We start from the raw sequence: 18,017 nt of genomic DNA on the forward strand, positions 1-18,017 counted from the left end.
TCGCACCGGGGAGACGTACGAGCTTCCGGTCTCCGAGGGGACCATCCGGGCGAAGGATCTGTTCCAGATCCATGATGCCGAGGGCCGTGGCCTGGTGTCCTTCGATCCTGGCATGTTCAACACCGCCGTGTGCCACTCCTCCGTGGCCTACATCCACGGCGACAAGGGCATCCTCGACTACCGCGGCTATCCGATCGAGGAGCTCGCCGAGAAGTGCAGCTACCTCGAGGTGGCCTACCTGCTCACCTATGGCGAGCTCCCGGACAGCACCCAGCTGGCCGCCTGGGAGTACGACATCAACCACCACATGTTCATCCCGGAGAACGTCAAGAAGCTGATCGACGCGTTCCCCTACGATGCCCACCCGATGGCCAAGCTGATGTCAGCGGTCAGCTCGCTGCACGCCTTCTACCCGGAGTCCCGCGAGGCGGACCTGCACCTCAGCCCGCACCTGCAGATCCGCCGCCTGATCGCGAAGATGCCGACCCTGGCCGCCTTCTCCTACCGGCACTCCGCCGGCCTGCCGTTCGTCTATCCGCGCGACGACATCTCCTACGTCGAGAACTTCATGCGGATGCTCTTCATGATGGGCGAGCGGGACTACCGTCCCGACCCCCGGCTCGTCCACGCCCTCGAGGTGTTGTTCGTGCTGCACGCCGACCACGAGCAGAACTGCTCCACCACCACCGTGCGGACCGTCGCGTCCTCCGGCAACGGCCCCTACACCTGCGTGTCCGCCGGCATCGGGGCACTCTTCGGCCCGCTCCACGGCGGCGCCAACGAGGCGGTGCTGCGGATGCTGCGCGAGATCGGTGACGTGAGCAACGTGCCGGAGTTCATCGCGGGCGTGAAGTCGGGCCAGGCCCGGCTGATGGGCTTCGGGCACCGGGTCTACAAGAACTACGACCCCGGGCGCGGATCATCAAGTCCACCGCCCACGACGTCTTCGAGGTGACCGGCGTCAATCCCCTGCTCAAGATCGCCCTCGAGCTGGAGAAGATCGCCCTTGAGGACGAGTACTTCGTCAAGCGGCGTCTCTATCCGAACGTCGACTTCTACTCCGGGCTGATCTACGAGGCGCTGGGATTCAGCCCGCAGATGTTCACCGTACTGTTCGCCATCCCCCGCACCGCCGGCTGGCTGGCCCAGTGGCTGGAGGGCGCCAACGACCCGGAGCAGAAGATCTACCGGCCCAAGCAGATCTACACCGGGGCCCCCGCCGCCACTTCGTCCCGATGGACCAGCGCGGCTGACCGGCTACCCCTCCGGAACGCTCCGTCCGGGGTCCGCCGCAGATCCGCGGACCCCGGACGGCGCACCAGGCACGCGTACGGCCCCGTAAATTGGGCCCCATGTCCAGCGCACCCGACGACCGACCCCAGCGCAAGCGCCTCGGCGACCTCTCCCCCGCGGACCTCGTCGGGCGAGGCATCGACCGTGCCAAGCTCATCCGTGAGGTGGGCCTGTGGGTGGTCGCGCTCCTCTCGGCGGCGGCCGGCGCCCTCGCCCTCCAGTACACCGGGCAGTGGAGCTGGTCGATCGCGGCCTTCGCCGTCACGCTGACGGTGACGATGGTCGCGCGCTCGCTGCTCACCCGCCGCTGGACGGATCGCAGCCGGCAGCGAGCCGTCGACGCCATGGTCGCCGACCAGCTCGCCAAGGACGCCGAAGCAGCCCGGCGCCGCGAGGAACGTGCGGCCCACGAGCCCCGGTCCGCCCAGCCCGGTCGGCGCCGGCCCCGCGCCAATCCGTATCGGCGCCAGAGCCACCGATGACGCAGACCCCGGCCCGTCGCGACGTCGTCTCCTTCGTCCGGCGCAGCACCCGGATGAACGCGTCCCAGCAGCGCAACTGGGAGGCGCACCAGGCGCGGTGGGTGCTGCCCCTGGCGCACCGGGAGCTGTCGACCTCCGTGGCCCCGGGACAGCCGTTCGACGCGGAGGCGATCTGGGGGCGTACGGCGCCGCTGTGGCTCGAGATCGGCACCGGCAACGGTGAGGCCTGCGCCGCCATCGCCGGGCGCCATCCGGAGGTCAACTACCTCGGCTTCGAGGTCTTCCGGCCTGCCGTGGCCAGCGCCCTGGGCCTGGTCGCCCGCGAGGGGCTGACCAACGTCCGATTCGCCGAGGTGGACGGGGTCGAGGCCCTGGCCCACTGGATCCCTGCCGACAGCGTGGACCGGATCTTCACCTTCTTCCCCGATCCCTGGCACAAGGCGCGCCACCACAAGCGCCGGCTGGTCAACCCGGCCACCGCCGCCCTGATCGCCTCGCGGCTGCGTCCCGGCGGCAGCTGGCACCTGGCCACCGACTGGCCGGACTACGCCGAGCACATGCGCGAGGTGCTCGACGGCCGGACCGACCTCGTCAACGTGCACCTCAACGGCTCCGCGCATCGCGACGTCGATCCCGACGGCTGGGCGCCGCGACCGGAGGCGCGCCCGCTCACCCGCTTCGAACAGCGCGGCCTGGCCGCGGGGCGCGTCATCCGCGACCTGGTGTACGTCCGTCCGGCCGCCGGGCCGGCCCATGCCTGACACCCCGGCCCCAGCCACCACCCGGTGGCGGCTGGACATCGCCTACGACGGTGCGAGCTTCAGCGGGTGGGCGGCTCAGCCGGGGCGGCGTACGGTCCAGGGCGAGCTGGAGCACTGGATCGGCCAGGTGCTGCGGCTGGGCTCGGCCGCCACGCTGACCGTCGCCGGCCGGACCGACGCCGGGGTGCATGCCCGTGGCCAGGTGGCCCACGTCGACCTCCCCGACGACGCCCCGGTGGACACCCTGCTGCGGCGGCTGCGCCGGGTCCTCCCCGCGGACGTGGTCGTCCGTGACGTCCGTCCCGCCCCCGCTGGCTTCGACGCCCGCTTCGCAGCGCAGTGGCGCCGCTACGTCTACCGACTGGCCGACGCGCGCAGCTTCGCCGACCCCCTGCTCCGCGGCCATGTCGCCAGGATCCGTGGCACGCTGGATCTGGCCGCGCTCGACGCCGCCGGCCGGGAACTCCTCGGCCTGCGCGACTTCGCCGCCTTCTGCAAGCCGCGGGAGGGCGCCACCACGATCCGGACGCTGCTGGAGTGCTCGGCGGCCCGCCACGACGCCGCAGCGAGCGACGGGACCGTCGAGGTGACGGTGCGGGCCGACGCCTTCTGCCACTCGATGGTGCGCTCGCTGATCGGGGCGCTCACGGCCGTGGCGACCGGGCAGCGGGACCTCGACTGGCTGCGTGGCGTCCGCGACGCCACCAGCAGGCAGTCATCGATCCTGGTGATGCCGGCGCACGGGCTGACCCTGGAGGAGGTCGGCTACCCGGCCGACGACGAGCTGGCGGCCCGCGCGGAGCGGGCCCGGGCGGTGCGGGAACTCCCGCCCCCGACCACCCCCACCCCGGACGGAGACTGCGGCTGTGCCTGACGAACGCCTCGACCACTACTTCTCCACGCCCGACAGCGAGGAGCACCGCCGTACGATCCGGGTCTCGCTGCGCGGCCGGGAGGTGACGCTGCAGACGGCCAACGGCGTCTTCTCCGCCGGCCGGCTGGACCCGGCGACCGCGGTGCTGCTCAAGGAGGTGCCGCCGCCGGGACGCGACGTCCGCCGGGTGGCCGACGTCGGCTGCGGCTACGGCCCGATCGCCCTCAGTCTGGCCCTGGACTGCCCGTGGCTGAGCGTCGATGCGGTCGACACGAACGCGCGAGCGCTGGCGCTCACCCGCGACAACGCCGCCTCGCTCGGTCTGGGGGAGCGGGTGGCGACGTACGCTCCCGAGGAGGTGGACCCGTCGCAGGTCTACGACGAGATCTGGTCCAACCCGCCGATCCGGATCGGCAAGGAGGCCCTGCACGCGCTGCTGCTGACCTGGCTGGGACGCCTCGCCCCCGGTGGTCGCGCGGTGCTCGTGGTCGGCAAGAACCTCGGTGCCGACACCCTCCAGCGTTGGCTCGAGGAGCAGGGGTGGCCGACCCGTCGGCTGGCGAGCTCGAAGGGCTTCCGGGTGCTGGAGTCGCGGCGGGGTTAGCCCGCGGACGGGTGGGTATAGGTGTGCCTGTCCACACACCACGAGCTCAAGGAGATCATCATGGGCATCGGAGACAAGGCATCGAACAAGGCCGAGGAGCTGGGCGGCAAGGCCAAGAAGGTGACGGGTCGGGCGACCGACAACGAGGACCTCGAGGCCGAGGGCATGGCCCAGGAGACCAAGGCCAACGTCAAGCAGGCCGGCGAGGACGTCAAGGACGCCGCGAAGGACGTCGGTCACCACACGCGGAAGGCCAAGGACCGGTTCTGAGGCGGATCGCGTCCCACGACGCGCACCATCTTCAGGAAGAGTCATTGACCAGCTGGGCCACCTCGGTAGGGTGAGAAGAGACTGAAACTCGCCAACGAACGGCGTTCTGCCGCGTGAAGGAGTAGATCATGACCTACCAGCTGCCCGATCTCCCGTACGACTACAACGCTCTGGCCCCGGCCATCGTCCCGGAGATCATGGAGCTGCACCACGACAAGCACCACGCCACCTACGTCAAGGGCGCCAACACCGCCCTCGAGCAGCTGGCTGATGCGCGTGACAAGGGCAACTTCGGCGTCATCAACAAGCTGGAGAAGGACCTCGCCTTCAACCTGGGCGGGCACTTCAACCACTCGGTGTTCTGGACCAACATGGCACCCGGTGGCTCCGAGCCGACGGGCGACGTCAAGACGGCGCTGGAGACGAAGTTCGGCGGCCTGGACTCCTTCAAGAAGGAGTTCTCCGCGGTGGCCCTCGGCATCCAGGGCTCCGGCTGGGCGGTCCTCGGCTACGACGCGCTCTCGCAGGATCTGCGCGTCTACCAGGTCTTCGACCACCAGGGCAACCTGCCGGTCGGCCAGACCCCGCTGCTGCTGCTCGACATGTGGGAGCACGCGTTCTACCTGCAGTACAAGAACGTGAAGGCGGACTTCGTGAACGCGTGGTGGGACGTCGTCAACTGGGACAACGTCAACGAGCGCCTCACCAAGGCTGTCCAGGCCTGAGGCCAGCAGCCTGACGAACGCCACGAGGGCGGGTTCCCCTGGGGGAACCCGCCCTCGTGTATGTCCGGAGCAGACGGTCAGGCCCTGATCAGGCCTTCGTGGCCTTGCCGGCCTCGGGCTCCTCCGGGGTGGCGGCGGCGTCAAGGTCGGCCTGGGCGGCGTCGGCCTCAGTGACCTCGGCCTCCTCAGCGAGGTCCTCGTCCGTGGTCACGTTGGCGGTGTCGCCGGTGATGCCGGACTCGGGCTCGGACAGCTGGGTGGCGACGGCCTGGGACTCGTCCTCCTGCGGCCCGGAGGTGACGTCGGCGGCCTTGGCCGGGGCGGCCTCGCCCTTCGGGGTCACCTTCTCGGTGATGACCTCGATCTTCGCCATCGGGGCGTTGTCGCCCTGACGGTTGCCGATCTTGGTGATGCGGGTGTAGCCGCCGTCGCGCCCCTCCATCGCCGGGGCGATCTCGGTGAACAGCACGTGGACGACGCTGGGGTCGGTGATGGTCTTCAGCACCACGCGGCGGGCGTGCAGGTCGCCCCGCTTGGCCTTGGTGATCATCTTCTCGGCCAGCGGCCGGACCCGCTTGGCCTTGGCCTCCGTGGTCACGATGCTGCCGTGCTCGAACAGCTGGGTGGCCAGGTTGGCCAGGATGATCCGCTGGTGCGCAGCGGTGCCGCCCAGACGGGGGCCCTTGGTGGGGGTAGGCATTGTTGTCTCTCCAGTTCAATCAGAAGCGGTACCCGGGACTGCTCGTACGGAGCGGTGCTCAGTACTGCTCGGTCTCCGCGAAGTCGGTGTCCTCGTCCTCGTCCTCGCCACCCGCACCGGCGTAGGTGTAGGGGTCGAAGCCGGGAGCGCTGTCCTTGAGCGACAGGCCCATCGTGGCCAGCTGCTGCTTGACCTCGTCGATGGACTTGGAGCCGAAGTTGCGGATGTCGAGCAGGTCCTGCTCGGAACGCGAGATGAGCTCACCCACGGTGTGGATGCCCTCACGACGCAGGCAGTTGTAGGAACGCACGGACAGGTTGAGGTCCTCGACCGGCAGGGCCAGGTCGGTGGCGTACTGGTCGTCGACCGGCGACGGGCCGATCTCGACGCCCTCGGCCTCGACGTTGAGCTCCCGGAACAGGCCGAAGAGCTCGACGAGCGTCCGACCGGCGGAGGCGACCGCGTCACGCGGGGTGATCGACGGCTTGGTCTCCACGTCGACGACGAGGCGGTCGAAGTCCGTCCGCTGCTCGACGCGGGTGGCCTCCACCTTGTAGCTGACCTTCAGGACCGGGGAGTAGATCGAGTCGACCGGGATGCGGCCGATCTCGTGCTCCGTCTCCTTGTTCTGGTCGGACGACACGTAGCCACGGCCGCGCTCGACGACGAACTCCATGTCGATGGCGCCGTCGCGGTTGAGCGTGGCGATGTGCAGGTCGGGGTTGTGCACCTCGACACCAGCCGGCGGCTGGATATCGGCGGCGGTGACCTCACCGGCACCGGCCTTGCGCAGGTACATGACCACCGGCTCGTCCTCCTCCGAGGTGAGCACGAGGCCCTTGAGGTTGAGGATGATCTCGGTGACGTCCTCGACGACCCCGGGGAGGGTCGAGAACTCGTGCAGGTTCCCGTCGATCTTGATGCTGGTCAGGGCAGCACCGGGGATCGAGGACAGGAGCGTACGACGCAGCGAGTTGCCGAGGGTGTAACCGAAGCCGGGCTCGAGGGGCTCGATGACGAACCGCGAACGGTGCTCGTCGAGGACCTCTTCGCTCAGGGTCGGGCGCTGGGCGATCAGCATGGTGTGTTCCTTTCCGCGTCCACCACTATTTGAAGACGCGATTCCGAGTGGGGCGACGGCGAGGTGCCGTACGGCCCCGGGTGCGGGAGAGACGCCCGGGCAGGTGCTCCCCCAGGGTGAACCACCCGGCAGGAGAGGCGGCGGACCGCCCCTCCTGCCATCGGGATCACTTCGAGTAGAGCTCGACGATCAGCTGCTCCTGCACGTCGACCGTGATCTGCTCACGGACCGGCAGCTGGTGCACGAAGATCTTCATCTGGTTCGGGCGAGCCTCGAGCCATGCCGGCACGCGGCGCTCGGAATGGGTCTCGCGGGCGACCACGAACGGGTCGATGTTGAGCGACTTCTCCTTGACCTGGATGATGTCGTGCTCGGCGACGCGGTACGACGGGATGTTGACCTTCTTGCCGTTCACCAGGAAGTGCCCGTGGTTCACGAGCTGACGGGCCTGGCGACGGGTCGAGGCGAACCCCGCGCGGTACACCACGTTGTCGAGACGCGACTCGAGGATGCGCAGCAGGTTGTCACCAGTGCGGCCGGCCTGGCGGTTGGCCTCCTCGTAGTAGCGGGAGAACTGCTTCTCCAGCACGCCGTAGGCGAAACGCGCCTTCTGCTTCTCGCGCAGCTGCAGCGAGTACTCCGAGTCCTTGGTACGGCCGCGGCCGTGCACGCCCGGCGGGTAGGGCCGACGCTCGAAAGCCTTGTCGTTGCCGACGAGGTCAGTCCCGAGACGACGGGACTTCTTGGTCATGGGGCCGGTGTAACGGGCCATTCTTCTTCAGTCCTTTGCTAGTTCGTTCGGGGTCAGACGCGGCGGCGCTTGGGCGGGCGGCAGCCGTTGTGCGGGACGGGGGTCACGTCGGAGATCGGGCCGATCTCCAGACCGATGGCGCCCAGCGAGCGGATCGCGGTCTCACGACCGGAACCCGGACCCTTGACGAACACGTCGACGCGCTTCACGCCATGCTCCATGGCGCGACGACCGGCGGCCTCGGCGGCCATCTGCGCGGCGTACGGGGTGGACTTGCGGGATCCCTTGAAACCGACGGTGCCGGCGGACGCCCAGGCGAGGACCTGGCCGGTGGGATCGGTGATCGAGATGATCGTGTTGTTGAACGTGGACTTGATGTGCGCCTGGCCGGCGACCACATTCTTCTTTTCCTTGCGGCGCACCTTCTTGCCGGTGCTACGGCCTGCAGTAGCCATGAGTGTGTTTCTGCTCCTCGAAGAGTCTGTCAGTCAGTGAGCGGGGGAAGTGAGGGTCACTTCTTCTTGCCGGCGACGGCCTTGCGCTTGCCCTTGCGCTGACGCGCATTGGTGCGGGTGCGCTGGCCGTGGACCGGCAGACCGCTGCGGTGACGACGACCCTGGTAGGAGCCGATCTCGATCTTGCGGCGGATGTCGGCGGCGACCTCGCGGCGGAGGTCACCCTCGGTCTGGTAGTTGGCCTCGATGAAGTCACGCAGGGCGACCAGGTCGTCCTCGGTGAGTTCGTGGACCCGCTTGTCACCGGAGATGCCGGTGGCGGCGAGGGTCGCGAGAGCGCGGGTGTGGCCGATGCCGTAGATGTAGGTGAGGGCGACCTCGAGGCGCTTCTCGCGCGGCAGGTCGACACCGATCAGGCGTGCCATGTGGCGGGTTCCTTTCCCGTGGGACGGACGACGGAACGGGTCTCCCGACCCGCATGACCTCCGTGGTCCGCGAAGGTGTGTGGCGTGAAGCGTCCCTGGCCGCCTGGTGCTGGCTGCGGCAGGGCCTCGGCCTTCGTCCGAGGGTGGATCCGGGACGTACGTCCCGGGGTTGCGTTCACACTGTGTGCATGGTCCCCGTCACGTGGTGAGGGGATATTCAGTTGTGGAGCGGTGCGGCGAGGCGTCGAGCGTGGACCGGGGCGTCAGCCCTGGCGCTGCTTGTGGCGCGGGTTCTCGCAGATCACCATCACGCGACCGTGCCGTCGGATGACCTTGCACTTGTCGCAGATCTTCTTGACGCTCGGCTGAACCTTCATCGATCGTCTTTCTGAATCGGCGCAGGGCGTGGCCCGTCAACGGACCCCGCCCGACTGGATGGATGGGTGTGGGTGGGCCGGAACCCACCCGGGTGTCACTTGTGTCGGTAGACGATGCGCCCGCGGTTGAGGTCGTACGCGGAGACCTCGACAACGACACGGTCGGTCGGCAGGATACGGATGTAGTGCTGCCGCATCTTGCCGCTGATGGTGGCCAGCACCTTGTGGCCGTTGGACAACTCGACCCGGAACATCGCGTTCGGCAGCGCCTCCACGACAGTGCCCTCGAGTTCGAGAACGCCTTCCTTCTTTGCCATGACCCTCACATCGTCAGATCCGCCCCACCGGACGATGGGCGCGTTGGTGCACCGACACAGGTGACCAAGGAGTCACTCTACCCGGGTGGACACAATTGCCCAAATCCATGCACCGGCTGCCGCGGGCCGGATCAGAGCAGGACCAGCAGCAGGAGGATGAGCAGCACCACGGCCGCCGCACCAACCCCGAGCACCACCAGGCCGGCCCGACCAGGACCCTTGATCTCGGCGAGCTCGCCCGGCTTGGTCGTCCCGGTCGACCCGACGATCGCCGGGGTCTGGTAGCTGGGCACCGGCCCGACCGCCTCGATCACCGGCACCAACTCCCCCAGCGTCCGCGCCGCGAACACCCGGTCGAGCGTCGCGTGGTAGGCCTCGTCGTCCAGCCTGCCGTCGGTGTAGGCATCGTTGACCCGCGCGGCGAGATCCTCCCGCTCCTGGTCGGGCACCGGCGCGCCGGACTCCGTACGGTAGCGGCGCGGCACGGGCAGGTTGCTGCTCATGTGCCCAGCCTAGCCGGGCGGCGGGACATCGCCGCCGCTCCGGCTCTCCCCTGGCATGCTGGGCCGGTGCTGATCCTGCTTCCCCCGTCGGAGACCAAGACGCCGCGGACCAGCGGCCACCCCACCGACCTGGGCGGCCTGTCGTTCCCCAGCCTCACCGCCGCCCGACGCAGCGTTCTCACCGCGCTGGCGCAGGTGTCGGCCCGCCCCGATGCGCACGAGGTGCTCGGTGTCCCTGCCTCCCTCGCCGCCGAGGCGGCGGCCCACAACACCGGCGTGCTGGACAGCCCCGCCACGCCGGTCGCCGGCCTCTACACCGGTGTGCTCTACGACGCCCTCGACCTGGCGACCCTCAGCGGGGCGGCCCGGCGACGCGCGAACGCGTGGCTCGTGGTGGTCTCGGCCGCGTACGGCGCGCTGCGACCGACCGACCGGGTCGGCGCCTACCGGCTCGCGATGGACGTGGACCTGCCTGGGGTCGGCCGGCTCGGCGCCTGGTGGCGCGACCGGCTCGCCGACGAGTTGTCACTCGCCGCTGGCCAAGGCCTGATCGTGGACTGCCGGTCGACGACGTACGTCCCGGCCTGGCAACCCACCGGGGCGCAGGCGCGACGCTGGGTCCGGATCGTGGTGCCGGGCGCGAGCCACCACGCCAAGCACACCCGCGGCCTCCTCGCCCGGCACCTGTGCCTGCATGGCTGCGCCGCCCGGACCCCGATGGCGCTGGCCGACGAGCTCGCGACGGCCTTCCACGTCCGGCTGGACGCCCCGGTCCGACCGGGGCGTCCCTGGCAGCTCGGCGTCACCGCGCCGGTGCACTAGCCTCGGGGCCGCCCGGCTCGGACGCTCAGGCCAGTTCCGGCTGGAGGCCGAGCTCGCCCACCATCCCGCGGCGGTACTCGTCCGACGAGACGCGGGCCAGCTCGGCCCGGGCCCGGGCCAGTCGCTGCGTCAGGTCCAGCCGCTCGGTCACCTCGGCCGCGTCGGCGCCCCCGACGAACGTCTCGAGGTGGCGCACCGCGGCGGCGGCCCGGCGGATCCGCGCGGCCTGCTGGGCATCGAGGCGCGCGGCGTACCACTCGCTGGCCAGCACGTTCTCCCGGGTGAACAGCTCGCGCACCGAGGGGTCCTCGAGCGTACGACCGTCGGCGGTCGTCCCGTGCGCCATGATCTCCAGCACGGCCCGCAGCGGCGGGCAGGCCAGGTCGGCGGTCCCGTCGGCGAAGTAGGCGCTCGCCACCCGCTCGTGGGTCCGCACGATGGTGTCGACGCTCTCGGCGAAGACCTCGGGGTCCTGCAGTTCGGGCCGCAGCATCGCGTCGGTGAAGACGACGTCGGGGTGCATGAAGATGCGCCCGAAGTAGGCGGTGGCGAACCGCTTGGTCATCCGGTGGCCGAGCCGGCCAGCCCGCACCGTACGGCCCTCGAACTCGTAGTCCTCCACCTTCTCCAGGAAGCCGCCCTCCACCAGGGTCCGGGCGTCGCGCTCGGCCACGCTGATCCGGGAGAAGACCTCCGGCACCAGCAGGCTGATGTCGTGGTCGACCCGTACGTGCGGGCCGACGTAGCCGGCGCAGGACAACCAGCCGTCGTAGCCGGTGAGGACGTACGACAGCAGGGCGGCGTTCAGGTCGTAGACCGCCGGCAACGCGTTGAACGGCCCCTTGGTCAATGCCCCCTCGGAGCCGGCCCCGGTGGTGGACGGGGACTTGCCGGTCATCGAGCTGATGAACTCCATGAAGAGTTCGGGCAGCTCCAGGTAGTGCAGCGGATTGAATGCGCACAGCGGCGGGATGCCCGGCTCCGGCGGGTTGTTGCGCCGCCCGGCCGCGACGATGTCCACCGGCACCGGGGCCGGTCGGGAGGTGGGGATGCGGCGGTTGAGGTGGACGGTCAGGTCGGCCTCTGCGGTGGCCCGCGGGTCCGCGATGTCGGGCCGCACCTGGAGGTAACGCGGGTTCTTGGAGGGCTTGCCGTCGACCAGCCGGGGCTGCGCGGAGCAGACCCACCAGGCCGGCGACGCGTCGTCGGCCAGGTCGGCGACCCCGCTGGCGAGCTGCTGGACCGGCGCGCTGAAGGTGCTGAAGCCGACGGCGTCGTCGCGCAGGTCCCGGGCGTCCTGGTGGTCGAGCGGCTGGAAGTTCGACAGGAAGGTGTCCAGCCCGGCGATGTCGCGCTCCGCCTGCTTGTCGTAGCCGCGGTGGATGGCGTCGTCGGGCCGCTGGAAGAGCAGCCGCTCGCAGTTGGCGACGATCTTGCGCGACAGCTCACCGGGCAGGCCCAGCACGGCGGCGGGGACCACGGTGCTCGCGGTGATGTCGTCCTCGGTCTGTACCTTGACGGCGGGGCTGAAATCCGGGCGCAGGCTGAACAGCCGCCAGGAGCCGTCCTGGTCGAAACCGACCCGCAGCATGTTGACGATGACCTTGTCACCGTCGAGGCGCAGGGCATTGCCGGAGCGGCCGTTCATGATGCCGACACTGAAATGGCGGCGCCAGTCGGCGCCCCACTCGGGCCGGTGGAACCGCTTGACGACGAACACCAGTTCCTTGATGTGTTGCGGGATGGAGCGCAACCACTCGTTGTACTCCCAGGTGTAGTCGTCGGAAGGGGTGAGCAGCTTGATCACGCTGCCCATGCTGCGGCGGTCGCTCAGCACCTCGCGGTGGTCGGTGCCGTTGCGGGCCGGGTCGGCGAAGCGGTTGGCGAAGTCCCGGGCCAGGATCGAGGCGACCGTCTCCATGTCCTGGTCGAAGTCCTTGACGTACGCGTTGCCGTAGACGAACGCGTCGGTGAGGGCCTTGGAGATCTCCGACTTGCCCCCGCCCGACACCGTGCTCGGCTTGTGACAGGCCGTCGAGACCGCCGAGGTGCCGATCAGTGCCCACTGGGTGGGATCGGTCTCGGACTGCGCCATCCGGACCCGGTAGCCGTGCGGGCCGATGTAGGTCCGGTCGGCGCGCAACGGGATGGCGGCCCGGCCACCGTGGTCGTCGGCCCAGGAGACGGACCGCTCCCGCAGGCTGAAGAACGCCTTGCCCGGCACCAGGACGATGGTCGGGTCGGCCGGATCGAGGGCGTGTCCCTCGGGCTGGCGGACGAAGCGACCCTCCTCCCGGACGAGCACCTCCTCGAGGCTCCAGTCGTCCCCGGCGTACCTGTCGTAGAACTCCTGGCCCTCCAGGTAGCTCGGGAAGACGAGTGCGCCCCCGGAGTGCTCCTCCTCGGCGCCGCCGACGAGGTTGGCCGAATAGCCGATCTGGGTCTTCACTTCCTTTTTGCAGTACCCGAAGTAGTTGTCCGCGATGACCGTGACGATCACGCCGGCCGCGGTCCGGGCACAGATCTTGAAGGCCTTGCCCCCGTTGTAGCGCTCGTCCTCGCTCTGCCAGCACTGGCCGTCGCGACGCTCCCGGTCGGTGGCGTCGTTCCAGTGCGGCAGGCCCAGTTCGCGCTTGGTGAGGTGGATCAGGTGCGGGGCGAGGATCACGCAGCCCGTGGTGCCGGTCCAGTGCTCGGGGTCGAGGGCGGCGTCGTTCTCCGGCAGCTGGGGGTCCCCGGCGTTGCCGAAGATGCCCTCGACGAAGTCGAGGTTGCTGACCAGGCCGCCGGGGACGATGAAGCGGACCTCCATCGTCCGCTGCGGCGCGACGCCGGGCACCTCGGGCACCACGATCGGTCGCATCAGCAGGGAGACGAAGGTCCGGGCCGGCTCGTCGGAGCCAGCCGACCACGGCAGCTCGAGCGCGTCGGCCGGGGGCTGCAGGGCCTGGTCCAGGAGCCGGGCGAAGACGTCCTTGCGGACGCTGATCTTGTCGTCGGGGATCGGCAGGCCGCCCTGGGCGATGTGGAAGACGCCGGCGGTGGTACGCCGGTCGTTGACCGGGTTGTGCAGCACCCCGTTGGCCAGCCGGTAGCTGTGGACGTACGCCGACGTGAAGGAGTCCCCGAACTGCGGCAGCGAGAGCCCGCGGGCGAGCCCGGCGCGGTCCAGCACGAGGGTGGACGCGGGCAGGGCCGGGCGCAGCGGCGCATCGGCGAGGTACTCATCGAGGAAGGCCTGGATGCGGGAGTCGACCGGGCACAGCCGGTCGGTCAACCGGCGGCCGAGTTCACGCTGCCGGGCGAGCAGGGGCGCGACGAGCCGGGTCTCCGCGCCGCCAGCGCTGCCCTCGGCGACGGGGAGGCCGAGCAGCGCAAGGCGCACGTTGATCGCGGCATGCACGTCAGAATTCACCATACGACCATTGTTCTCGGGCTCCCTCACTCGATGATCGGGCACCCCGCCACTGGTCTGATCCACGCAGGGCGTAGGGTACGCCGCCCCTCACCGGAGTGTCAGGCGATCAGACCTACCCCAGCAGCGTACGGTCGCTCAGCGCCTCCGTGGCCCCACGGATCTTGCCGAACTCCTTCATCAGGTCGGGCACCGTCGCCTTGGCCTTGGCCTCGGCGTCGATCTCGAAGATGATGTCGCCCTCGTGCATCATGATGAGCCGATTGCCCAGGTGCAGCGCCTGCTCCATGTTGTGGGTGACCATCAGCGCGGTGAGCCCGTGGCGCCGGACGGCTTCCCCGGTGAGCCGGGTGACGAGCGCGGCCCGCTGCGGGTCGAGGGCGGCGGTGTGCTCGTCGAGCAGCAGGATCTCGGGTTCGGAGAAGGTGGCCATCAGCAGCGACAGGGCCTGCCGCTGGCCCCCTGACAGCATCCCGACGCGGACGCCGAGCCGATCCTCCAGGCCGAGCTCGAGCGTGGCGAGTTCCTCGCGGAAGCGGTCCCGCTTGCGGGCGGAGACGCCGCGGCGCAGCCCGCGCCGGCTACCGCGGGCCAGCGCCATCGCGAGGTTCTGCTCGATGGTGAGATGGGGGGAGGTGCCCGCCATCGGGTCCTGGAAGACCCGGCTGATGTAGCGGGCGCGCTGGAAATCGGCGTAGCGCGACACCTCGCGCCCGTCGATCCGGATGCTGCCGGCCTCCGGGCGGTGGACACCGGCGATGACGTTCAGCAGCGTCGACTTGCCGGCGCCGTTGGAACCGATGATGGTGACGAAGTCACCCTCCCTCAGCGAGAGGGACACCGCCTTCAGCGCGACGCGTTCGTTGACGGTGTGCGGATAGAAGACCTTGGTGACGTTGGTCAGGTCGAGCTTCGCCTGTGGGGTGCTCATCGCGCACTCTCCTCCCCGGCGGTGACCGCCTCGGCGGTGTGGTGTTCCTCGTACGGCTCGGTGAGCTTCTGCAGCCGCTCCTGGCGTCGGGCGGCGATCCGGCGCACCACGTCCCAGCGCGGCAGCAGCAGGGCGACGACGACGAGCACGGCGGAGATGAGCTTCATGTCGTTCGGGTTGAGGCCGATCATCAGCGCCAGTTGGATGACGAGGCGGTAGATGACCGACCCGGCGACCACCGCGACGGCGGCGATCAGGACCGTACGCTGCCCGAAGATCGCCTGACCGATGATCACCGAGGCCAGACCGGCGACGATCAGGCCGATGCCCATCCCGATGTCGGCGAACCCCTGGTACTGGGCGATCAGCGCTCCGCACAGCGCGACCAGGCCGTTGGAGAGGGCCAGGCCGATGATCTTCATCCGATCGGTGTTCACCCCCAGCGAGCGGATCATCGCCTGGTTGTCACCGGTGGCCTGCATCGCCAGCCCGAAGTCGGTCGAGAGCAGCCAGACCAGCACGGCGGTGAACAGGAGCGCCAGGCCGAGGAAGATCAGCGCCGAGACCGGCGTCCCCAGGAGCTTCGCCCCCCGCAGCGGCGTCATGATCGTGTCGGTGCGCAGCAGGGGCACGTTCGCGCGGCCCATGATCCGCAGGTTGATCGAGTAGAGAGCGATCTGGGTCAGGATGCCGGCGAGCAACGGGTTGATCCCGCCCTTGGCATGCAGCAGGCCGGTGATCGCACCGGCCACCAGGCCGACGACGATCGAGGCCCCGGTGGCGAGCCAGGGGTTGACCCCGGCGACGATCAGCGCCGCCGCGGTGGCGGCCCCGCTGGTGAACGACCCGTCGACCGTCAGGTCGGCGAAGTCGAGGATCCGGAAGGAGATATAGACCCCCAGCGCCATCACGGCGAAGACGAATCCCAGGTCCAGGGCGACGATCATCCGCCCTCCTCCTTCTCTCGTGGAACGGCGCCGCCGGTCGGCGGCCCCAGGGACGGCGGACCGGGAGCCGGTCCGCCGCCGCCAGGATCAGTTGTAGGTCTGGCCGGCCTGCTTGGCGACCGCATCGGGGATGGTGATCCCCATCCGGGCGGCCGCGGCGGTGTTGATCACCAGCTGGACGTCGGACTGGGACTCGACCGGCATGGTGCCCGGCTTCGCCCCGGTGGTGAGGATCTTCACGGCCATCTGGCCGGTCTGGTAGCCCAGCTTGGCGTAGTCGATGCCGTACGTCGCCACGGCGCCGCGCTTGACCGAGTCACCCTCACCCGCGATCACCGGGATCTTCTTGGTCTCACCGACCTGGATCACCGACTCCAGGGCGGACACGACGACATTGTCCGTCGGCACGTAGATCGCGTCCACGCCGCCCAGGCTCTGGGCGCCCTGCTGGACCTCCGAGGAGTTGGAGACCGCGGCCTCCTTGACGGTGAGTCCTTCCTTGGCGGCGGCTTCCTTGGCCATCTTCACCTGCACCTGGGAGTTGACCTCCCCGGAGCTGTAGATGATGCCCACGGAGGTGGCGCCCGGCTTGAGCTGCTTGACCAGCCCGATCTGCTTCGCGACGGGGTTGAGGTCGGTGGTCCCGGAGACGTTGCCACCCGGGGCGTCCAGGGACTTCACCAACTGGGCGGAGACCGGGTCGGTCACCGCGGTGAACAGGATCGGCGTGTCGGTGATCGACTGGGCGGCGGCCTGCGCCGTCGGCGTCGCGATCGCGAGCACGAGGTCCTTCTTGTCGGCGGCGAACTTGGTGGCGATCGACGTCGCGGTCGCCTGGTCACCCTGGGCGTTCTGCTCGTCGTAGGCCACCTTCACCCCGGCGTCCGCGAGGGCCTTCTTGAAGCCGTCCCGCGAGGCGTCGAGCGAGGGGTGCGCCACGATCTGCGTGATCCCGATCGTGTAGGTCTTGCTCGCCGACTGCTGCCCCCGGCGGTCGAGCCGGCGGAGCCGCCGCACGCGGCGAGGAACATCGAGGCGGCGGCGATGGCGCCGGCCACTCCGAAACGTGCTGCCTTCATCGGACTGAGTCCTTCCTCTGGGCACGTTCCCCCCGGAACGTGGTCACTGCCGGCTCATTCTGCCGCGCCGCCGACCCCTGATCGGGCCGGTAAGACGGTCAGAACGTACCAATCGGATGACGTCCGGCCCGTCTGAGGGTGCCCTCACCATCCTCCGACGTGCCACGGACCGGTCCGCCCCACCCTCGCCGCTATTGACTCTAATGAAGCAACCTATAAGCTTGCCGATAGTTCAAACCGATACTATCTCGAGGACCTGCCATGGCCACCACCGCCGCCCCGACCCGGACGTCAGCGCGGATCGACCCCCGCGGACCACGCTTCGGGGCCATCATCACCTCCGTCCTGCTCGCGGCCACCCTCGTGCTCGGGCCCGGGTGGGGACTGGTCACGCTGGGAGTCCAGACGCTTGCCTTCATCGGCGGCGCGGTCTTCGGTCTGTCCCGACAGCCCTGGGGCTGGATCTACAAGGCCTGGGTCCGGCCCCGGCTGGCTCCGCCGGCGGAACTGGAGGACGAGGCACCGCCGCGCTTCGCCCAGGTCGTGGGCCTCGTCTTCGCCGTGCTCGCGCTGGTCGGTGCCCTGAGCGGGCTCACGCCCCTCTTCTGGGTGGCCACCGGCTTCGCGCTCGTCGCGGCCTTCCTCAACGCCGCCTTCGACTTCTGCCTCGGCTGCGAGACGTACCTGCTCATCCAGCGCCTCCGGGCCGCCACGTCCCACCGCACCGCCTGACCCCGGGAGGATCCCCTGTGACCGGCCTCATCGTTCTCATCGTCGCCCTGGCGGCCGCGACCGCCATCGGCCTCTACCGCAAGGCCACCGACGGCCGCGCCCGCGCCGCCGCCGGACCCCGCGCGCCCCGCCTGACGGCGGCGACCCTCGGTGTCGGACTCGGCGCCACCCGGACCTTCGTCCAGTTCTCCTCGGCGGTCTGCACCCCCTGCCGCCGGACCCGTAGCCTGCTCGAGGCGGTCACCGCCGAGCGGTCCGACGTGGCGTACGTGGACCTCGACGCGGAGCACCGACTCGACCTCGTCGAGAAGTTCGGGATCCTGCGTACGCCCACCGTCCTGGTCCTCGATGCCGAGGGCACGCTCGTCCAGCGGATCGTCGGTCAGCCCCGACGCAGCGACGTCCTGGAGCTCCTCGACCCGGCCCAGCCGCTCACCTCCAGCGAGCCGGCCGAGCTGGGCGCGCGCTGACCC

The 18,017-nt window shown here is 69.8% G+C and carries 21 protein-coding genes and 1 pseudogene; 10 read left to right on the forward strand and 12 right to left on the reverse strand.

Going from position 1 to position 18,017, the window contains the following annotated elements:
- Window positions 1-112 precede the first annotated feature (112 nt).
- The 7 genes and pseudogenes from Rai3103_RS02310 to Rai3103_RS02340 form a co-directional block, all read left to right on the forward strand.
- Window positions 113-1,137 (forward strand): annotated as a pseudogene (locus Rai3103_RS02310) (citrate/2-methylcitrate synthase); the annotation flags it as partial.
- 215 nt (window positions 1,138-1,352) lie between these two features.
- Window positions 1,353-1,775 (forward strand): hypothetical protein, encoded by a 423-nt coding sequence (locus Rai3103_RS02315; RefSeq protein WP_153571235.1) that lies wholly within the window; start codon window positions 1,353-1,355, stop codon window positions 1,773-1,775.
- Window positions 1,772-2,536, forward strand: coding sequence for a tRNA (guanosine(46)-N7)-methyltransferase TrmB (gene trmB / locus Rai3103_RS02320; protein WP_153571236.1), 765 nt, complete (start codon window positions 1,772-1,774; stop codon window positions 2,534-2,536). Before Rai3103_RS02315 ends, trmB begins: the two co-directional genes overlap by 4 nt.
- The gene (truA, locus tag Rai3103_RS02325; RefSeq protein WP_153571237.1) at window positions 2,529-3,410 is read left to right on the forward strand and encodes a tRNA pseudouridine(38-40) synthase TruA; all 882 of its coding nucleotides are present in this window, start codon (window positions 2,529-2,531) and stop codon (window positions 3,408-3,410) included. The genes trmB and truA overlap by 8 nt, the downstream gene beginning before the upstream one ends.
- Window positions 3,403-4,014 carry a class I SAM-dependent methyltransferase gene (locus tag Rai3103_RS02330; protein ID WP_153571238.1) on the forward strand — a complete coding sequence of 204 codons (612 nt, stop codon included), beginning with the start codon at window positions 3,403-3,405 and terminating at the stop codon, window positions 4,012-4,014. Before truA ends, Rai3103_RS02330 begins: the two co-directional genes overlap by 8 nt.
- A gap of 60 nt (window positions 4,015-4,074) precedes the next feature.
- The gene (locus Rai3103_RS02335; RefSeq protein ID WP_153571239.1) at window positions 4,075-4,284 is read left to right on the forward strand and encodes a CsbD family protein; all 210 of its coding nucleotides are present in this window, start codon (window positions 4,075-4,077) and stop codon (window positions 4,282-4,284) included.
- Window positions 4,285-4,409: 125 nt separating this feature from the next.
- Window positions 4,410-5,009 carry a superoxide dismutase gene (locus tag Rai3103_RS02340; RefSeq protein WP_153571240.1) on the forward strand — a complete coding sequence of 200 codons (600 nt, stop codon included), beginning with the start codon at window positions 4,410-4,412 and terminating at the stop codon, window positions 5,007-5,009.
- Between the two features lie 88 nt (window positions 5,010-5,097).
- Here the strand turns inward: Rai3103_RS02340 and rplQ are convergent, their stop codons facing one another.
- The 8 genes from rplQ to Rai3103_RS02380 all read right to left on the reverse strand — a co-directional run bounded on the left by rplQ (window position 5,098) and on the right by Rai3103_RS02380 (window position 9,618).
- Complete coding sequence (gene rplQ, locus Rai3103_RS02345; RefSeq protein ID WP_153571241.1) at window positions 5,098-5,709, reverse strand: 50S ribosomal protein L17; 612 nt, start codon at window positions 5,707-5,709, stop codon at window positions 5,098-5,100.
- Window positions 5,710-5,767: 58 nt separating this feature from the next.
- The gene (locus Rai3103_RS02350) at window positions 5,768-6,790 is read right to left on the reverse strand and encodes a DNA-directed RNA polymerase subunit alpha (RefSeq protein ID WP_153571242.1); all 1,023 of its coding nucleotides are present in this window, start codon (window positions 6,788-6,790) and stop codon (window positions 5,768-5,770) included.
- A gap of 166 nt (window positions 6,791-6,956) precedes the next feature.
- Window positions 6,957-7,562, reverse strand: coding sequence for a 30S ribosomal protein S4 (rpsD, locus tag Rai3103_RS02355; protein WP_153571243.1), 606 nt, complete (start codon window positions 7,560-7,562; stop codon window positions 6,957-6,959).
- A 32-nt stretch (window positions 7,563-7,594) separates the two neighbouring features.
- Window positions 7,595-7,996, reverse strand: coding sequence for a 30S ribosomal protein S11 (gene rpsK / locus Rai3103_RS02360; protein WP_153571244.1), 402 nt, complete (start codon window positions 7,994-7,996; stop codon window positions 7,595-7,597).
- Between the two features lie 56 nt (window positions 7,997-8,052).
- A complete protein-coding gene (gene rpsM, locus Rai3103_RS02365; RefSeq protein ID WP_153571245.1) occupies window positions 8,053-8,421 on the reverse strand; it encodes a 30S ribosomal protein S13 in 369 nt (122 codons plus the stop codon).
- 263 nt (window positions 8,422-8,684) lie between these two features.
- Window positions 8,685-8,798, reverse strand: coding sequence for a 50S ribosomal protein L36 (gene rpmJ / locus Rai3103_RS02370; RefSeq protein WP_020575560.1), 114 nt, complete (start codon window positions 8,796-8,798; stop codon window positions 8,685-8,687).
- 95 nt (window positions 8,799-8,893) lie between these two features.
- Window positions 8,894-9,115 carry a translation initiation factor IF-1 gene (infA, locus tag Rai3103_RS02375; RefSeq protein ID WP_153571246.1) on the reverse strand — a complete coding sequence of 74 codons (222 nt, stop codon included), beginning with the start codon at window positions 9,113-9,115 and terminating at the stop codon, window positions 8,894-8,896.
- Window positions 9,116-9,246: 131 nt separating this feature from the next.
- The gene (locus tag Rai3103_RS02380) at window positions 9,247-9,618 is read right to left on the reverse strand and encodes a DUF1707 SHOCT-like domain-containing protein (protein ID WP_153571247.1); all 372 of its coding nucleotides are present in this window, start codon (window positions 9,616-9,618) and stop codon (window positions 9,247-9,249) included.
- A 66-nt stretch (window positions 9,619-9,684) separates the two neighbouring features.
- Between Rai3103_RS02380 and Rai3103_RS02385 the strand changes: the two genes are divergently transcribed.
- Window positions 9,685-10,440 carry a YaaA family protein gene (locus tag Rai3103_RS02385; RefSeq protein ID WP_153571248.1) on the forward strand — a complete coding sequence of 252 codons (756 nt, stop codon included), beginning with the start codon at window positions 9,685-9,687 and terminating at the stop codon, window positions 10,438-10,440.
- A 25-nt stretch (window positions 10,441-10,465) separates the two neighbouring features.
- Here Rai3103_RS02385 and Rai3103_RS02390 read toward each other — a convergent pair whose 3' ends face one another.
- From Rai3103_RS02390 to Rai3103_RS02405, 4 genes are all read right to left on the reverse strand, one after another.
- Entirely contained in the window at window positions 10,466-13,858 is a 3,393-nt protein-coding gene (locus tag Rai3103_RS02390; RefSeq protein ID WP_153571249.1) for a PPi-type phosphoenolpyruvate carboxykinase family protein, read from the reverse strand.
- A 112-nt stretch (window positions 13,859-13,970) separates the two neighbouring features.
- Window positions 13,971-14,786 carry an ABC transporter ATP-binding protein gene (locus tag Rai3103_RS02395; protein WP_153571250.1) on the reverse strand — a complete coding sequence of 272 codons (816 nt, stop codon included), beginning with the start codon at window positions 14,784-14,786 and terminating at the stop codon, window positions 13,971-13,973.
- Complete coding sequence (locus tag Rai3103_RS02400; protein WP_153571251.1) at window positions 14,783-15,733, reverse strand: ABC transporter permease; 951 nt, start codon at window positions 15,731-15,733, stop codon at window positions 14,783-14,785. The genes Rai3103_RS02395 and Rai3103_RS02400 overlap by 4 nt, the downstream gene beginning before the upstream one ends.
- A gap of 87 nt (window positions 15,734-15,820) precedes the next feature.
- Window positions 15,821-16,750 (reverse strand): ABC transporter substrate-binding protein, encoded by a 930-nt coding sequence (locus Rai3103_RS02405; RefSeq protein WP_228489100.1) that lies wholly within the window; start codon window positions 16,748-16,750, stop codon window positions 15,821-15,823.
- Window positions 16,751-17,073: 323 nt separating this feature from the next.
- On the opposite strand from Rai3103_RS02405, the gene Rai3103_RS02410 reads away from it, so the two are divergent.
- Window positions 17,074-17,544: a DUF4395 domain-containing protein gene (locus Rai3103_RS02410; RefSeq protein ID WP_153571252.1), complete on the forward strand. Its 471-nt coding sequence runs from the start codon at window positions 17,074-17,076 to the stop codon at window positions 17,542-17,544.
- A 17-nt stretch (window positions 17,545-17,561) separates the two neighbouring features.
- The gene (locus Rai3103_RS02415; protein WP_153571253.1) at window positions 17,562-18,014 is read left to right on the forward strand and encodes a thioredoxin family protein; all 453 of its coding nucleotides are present in this window, start codon (window positions 17,562-17,564) and stop codon (window positions 18,012-18,014) included.
- The last annotated feature ends 3 nt before the right edge of the window (window positions 18,015-18,017 follow it).

This window comes from Raineyella fluvialis, assembly GCF_009646095.1.
Taxonomy (GTDB): Bacteria; Actinomycetota; Actinomycetes; order Propionibacteriales; family Propionibacteriaceae; genus Raineyella; species Raineyella fluvialis.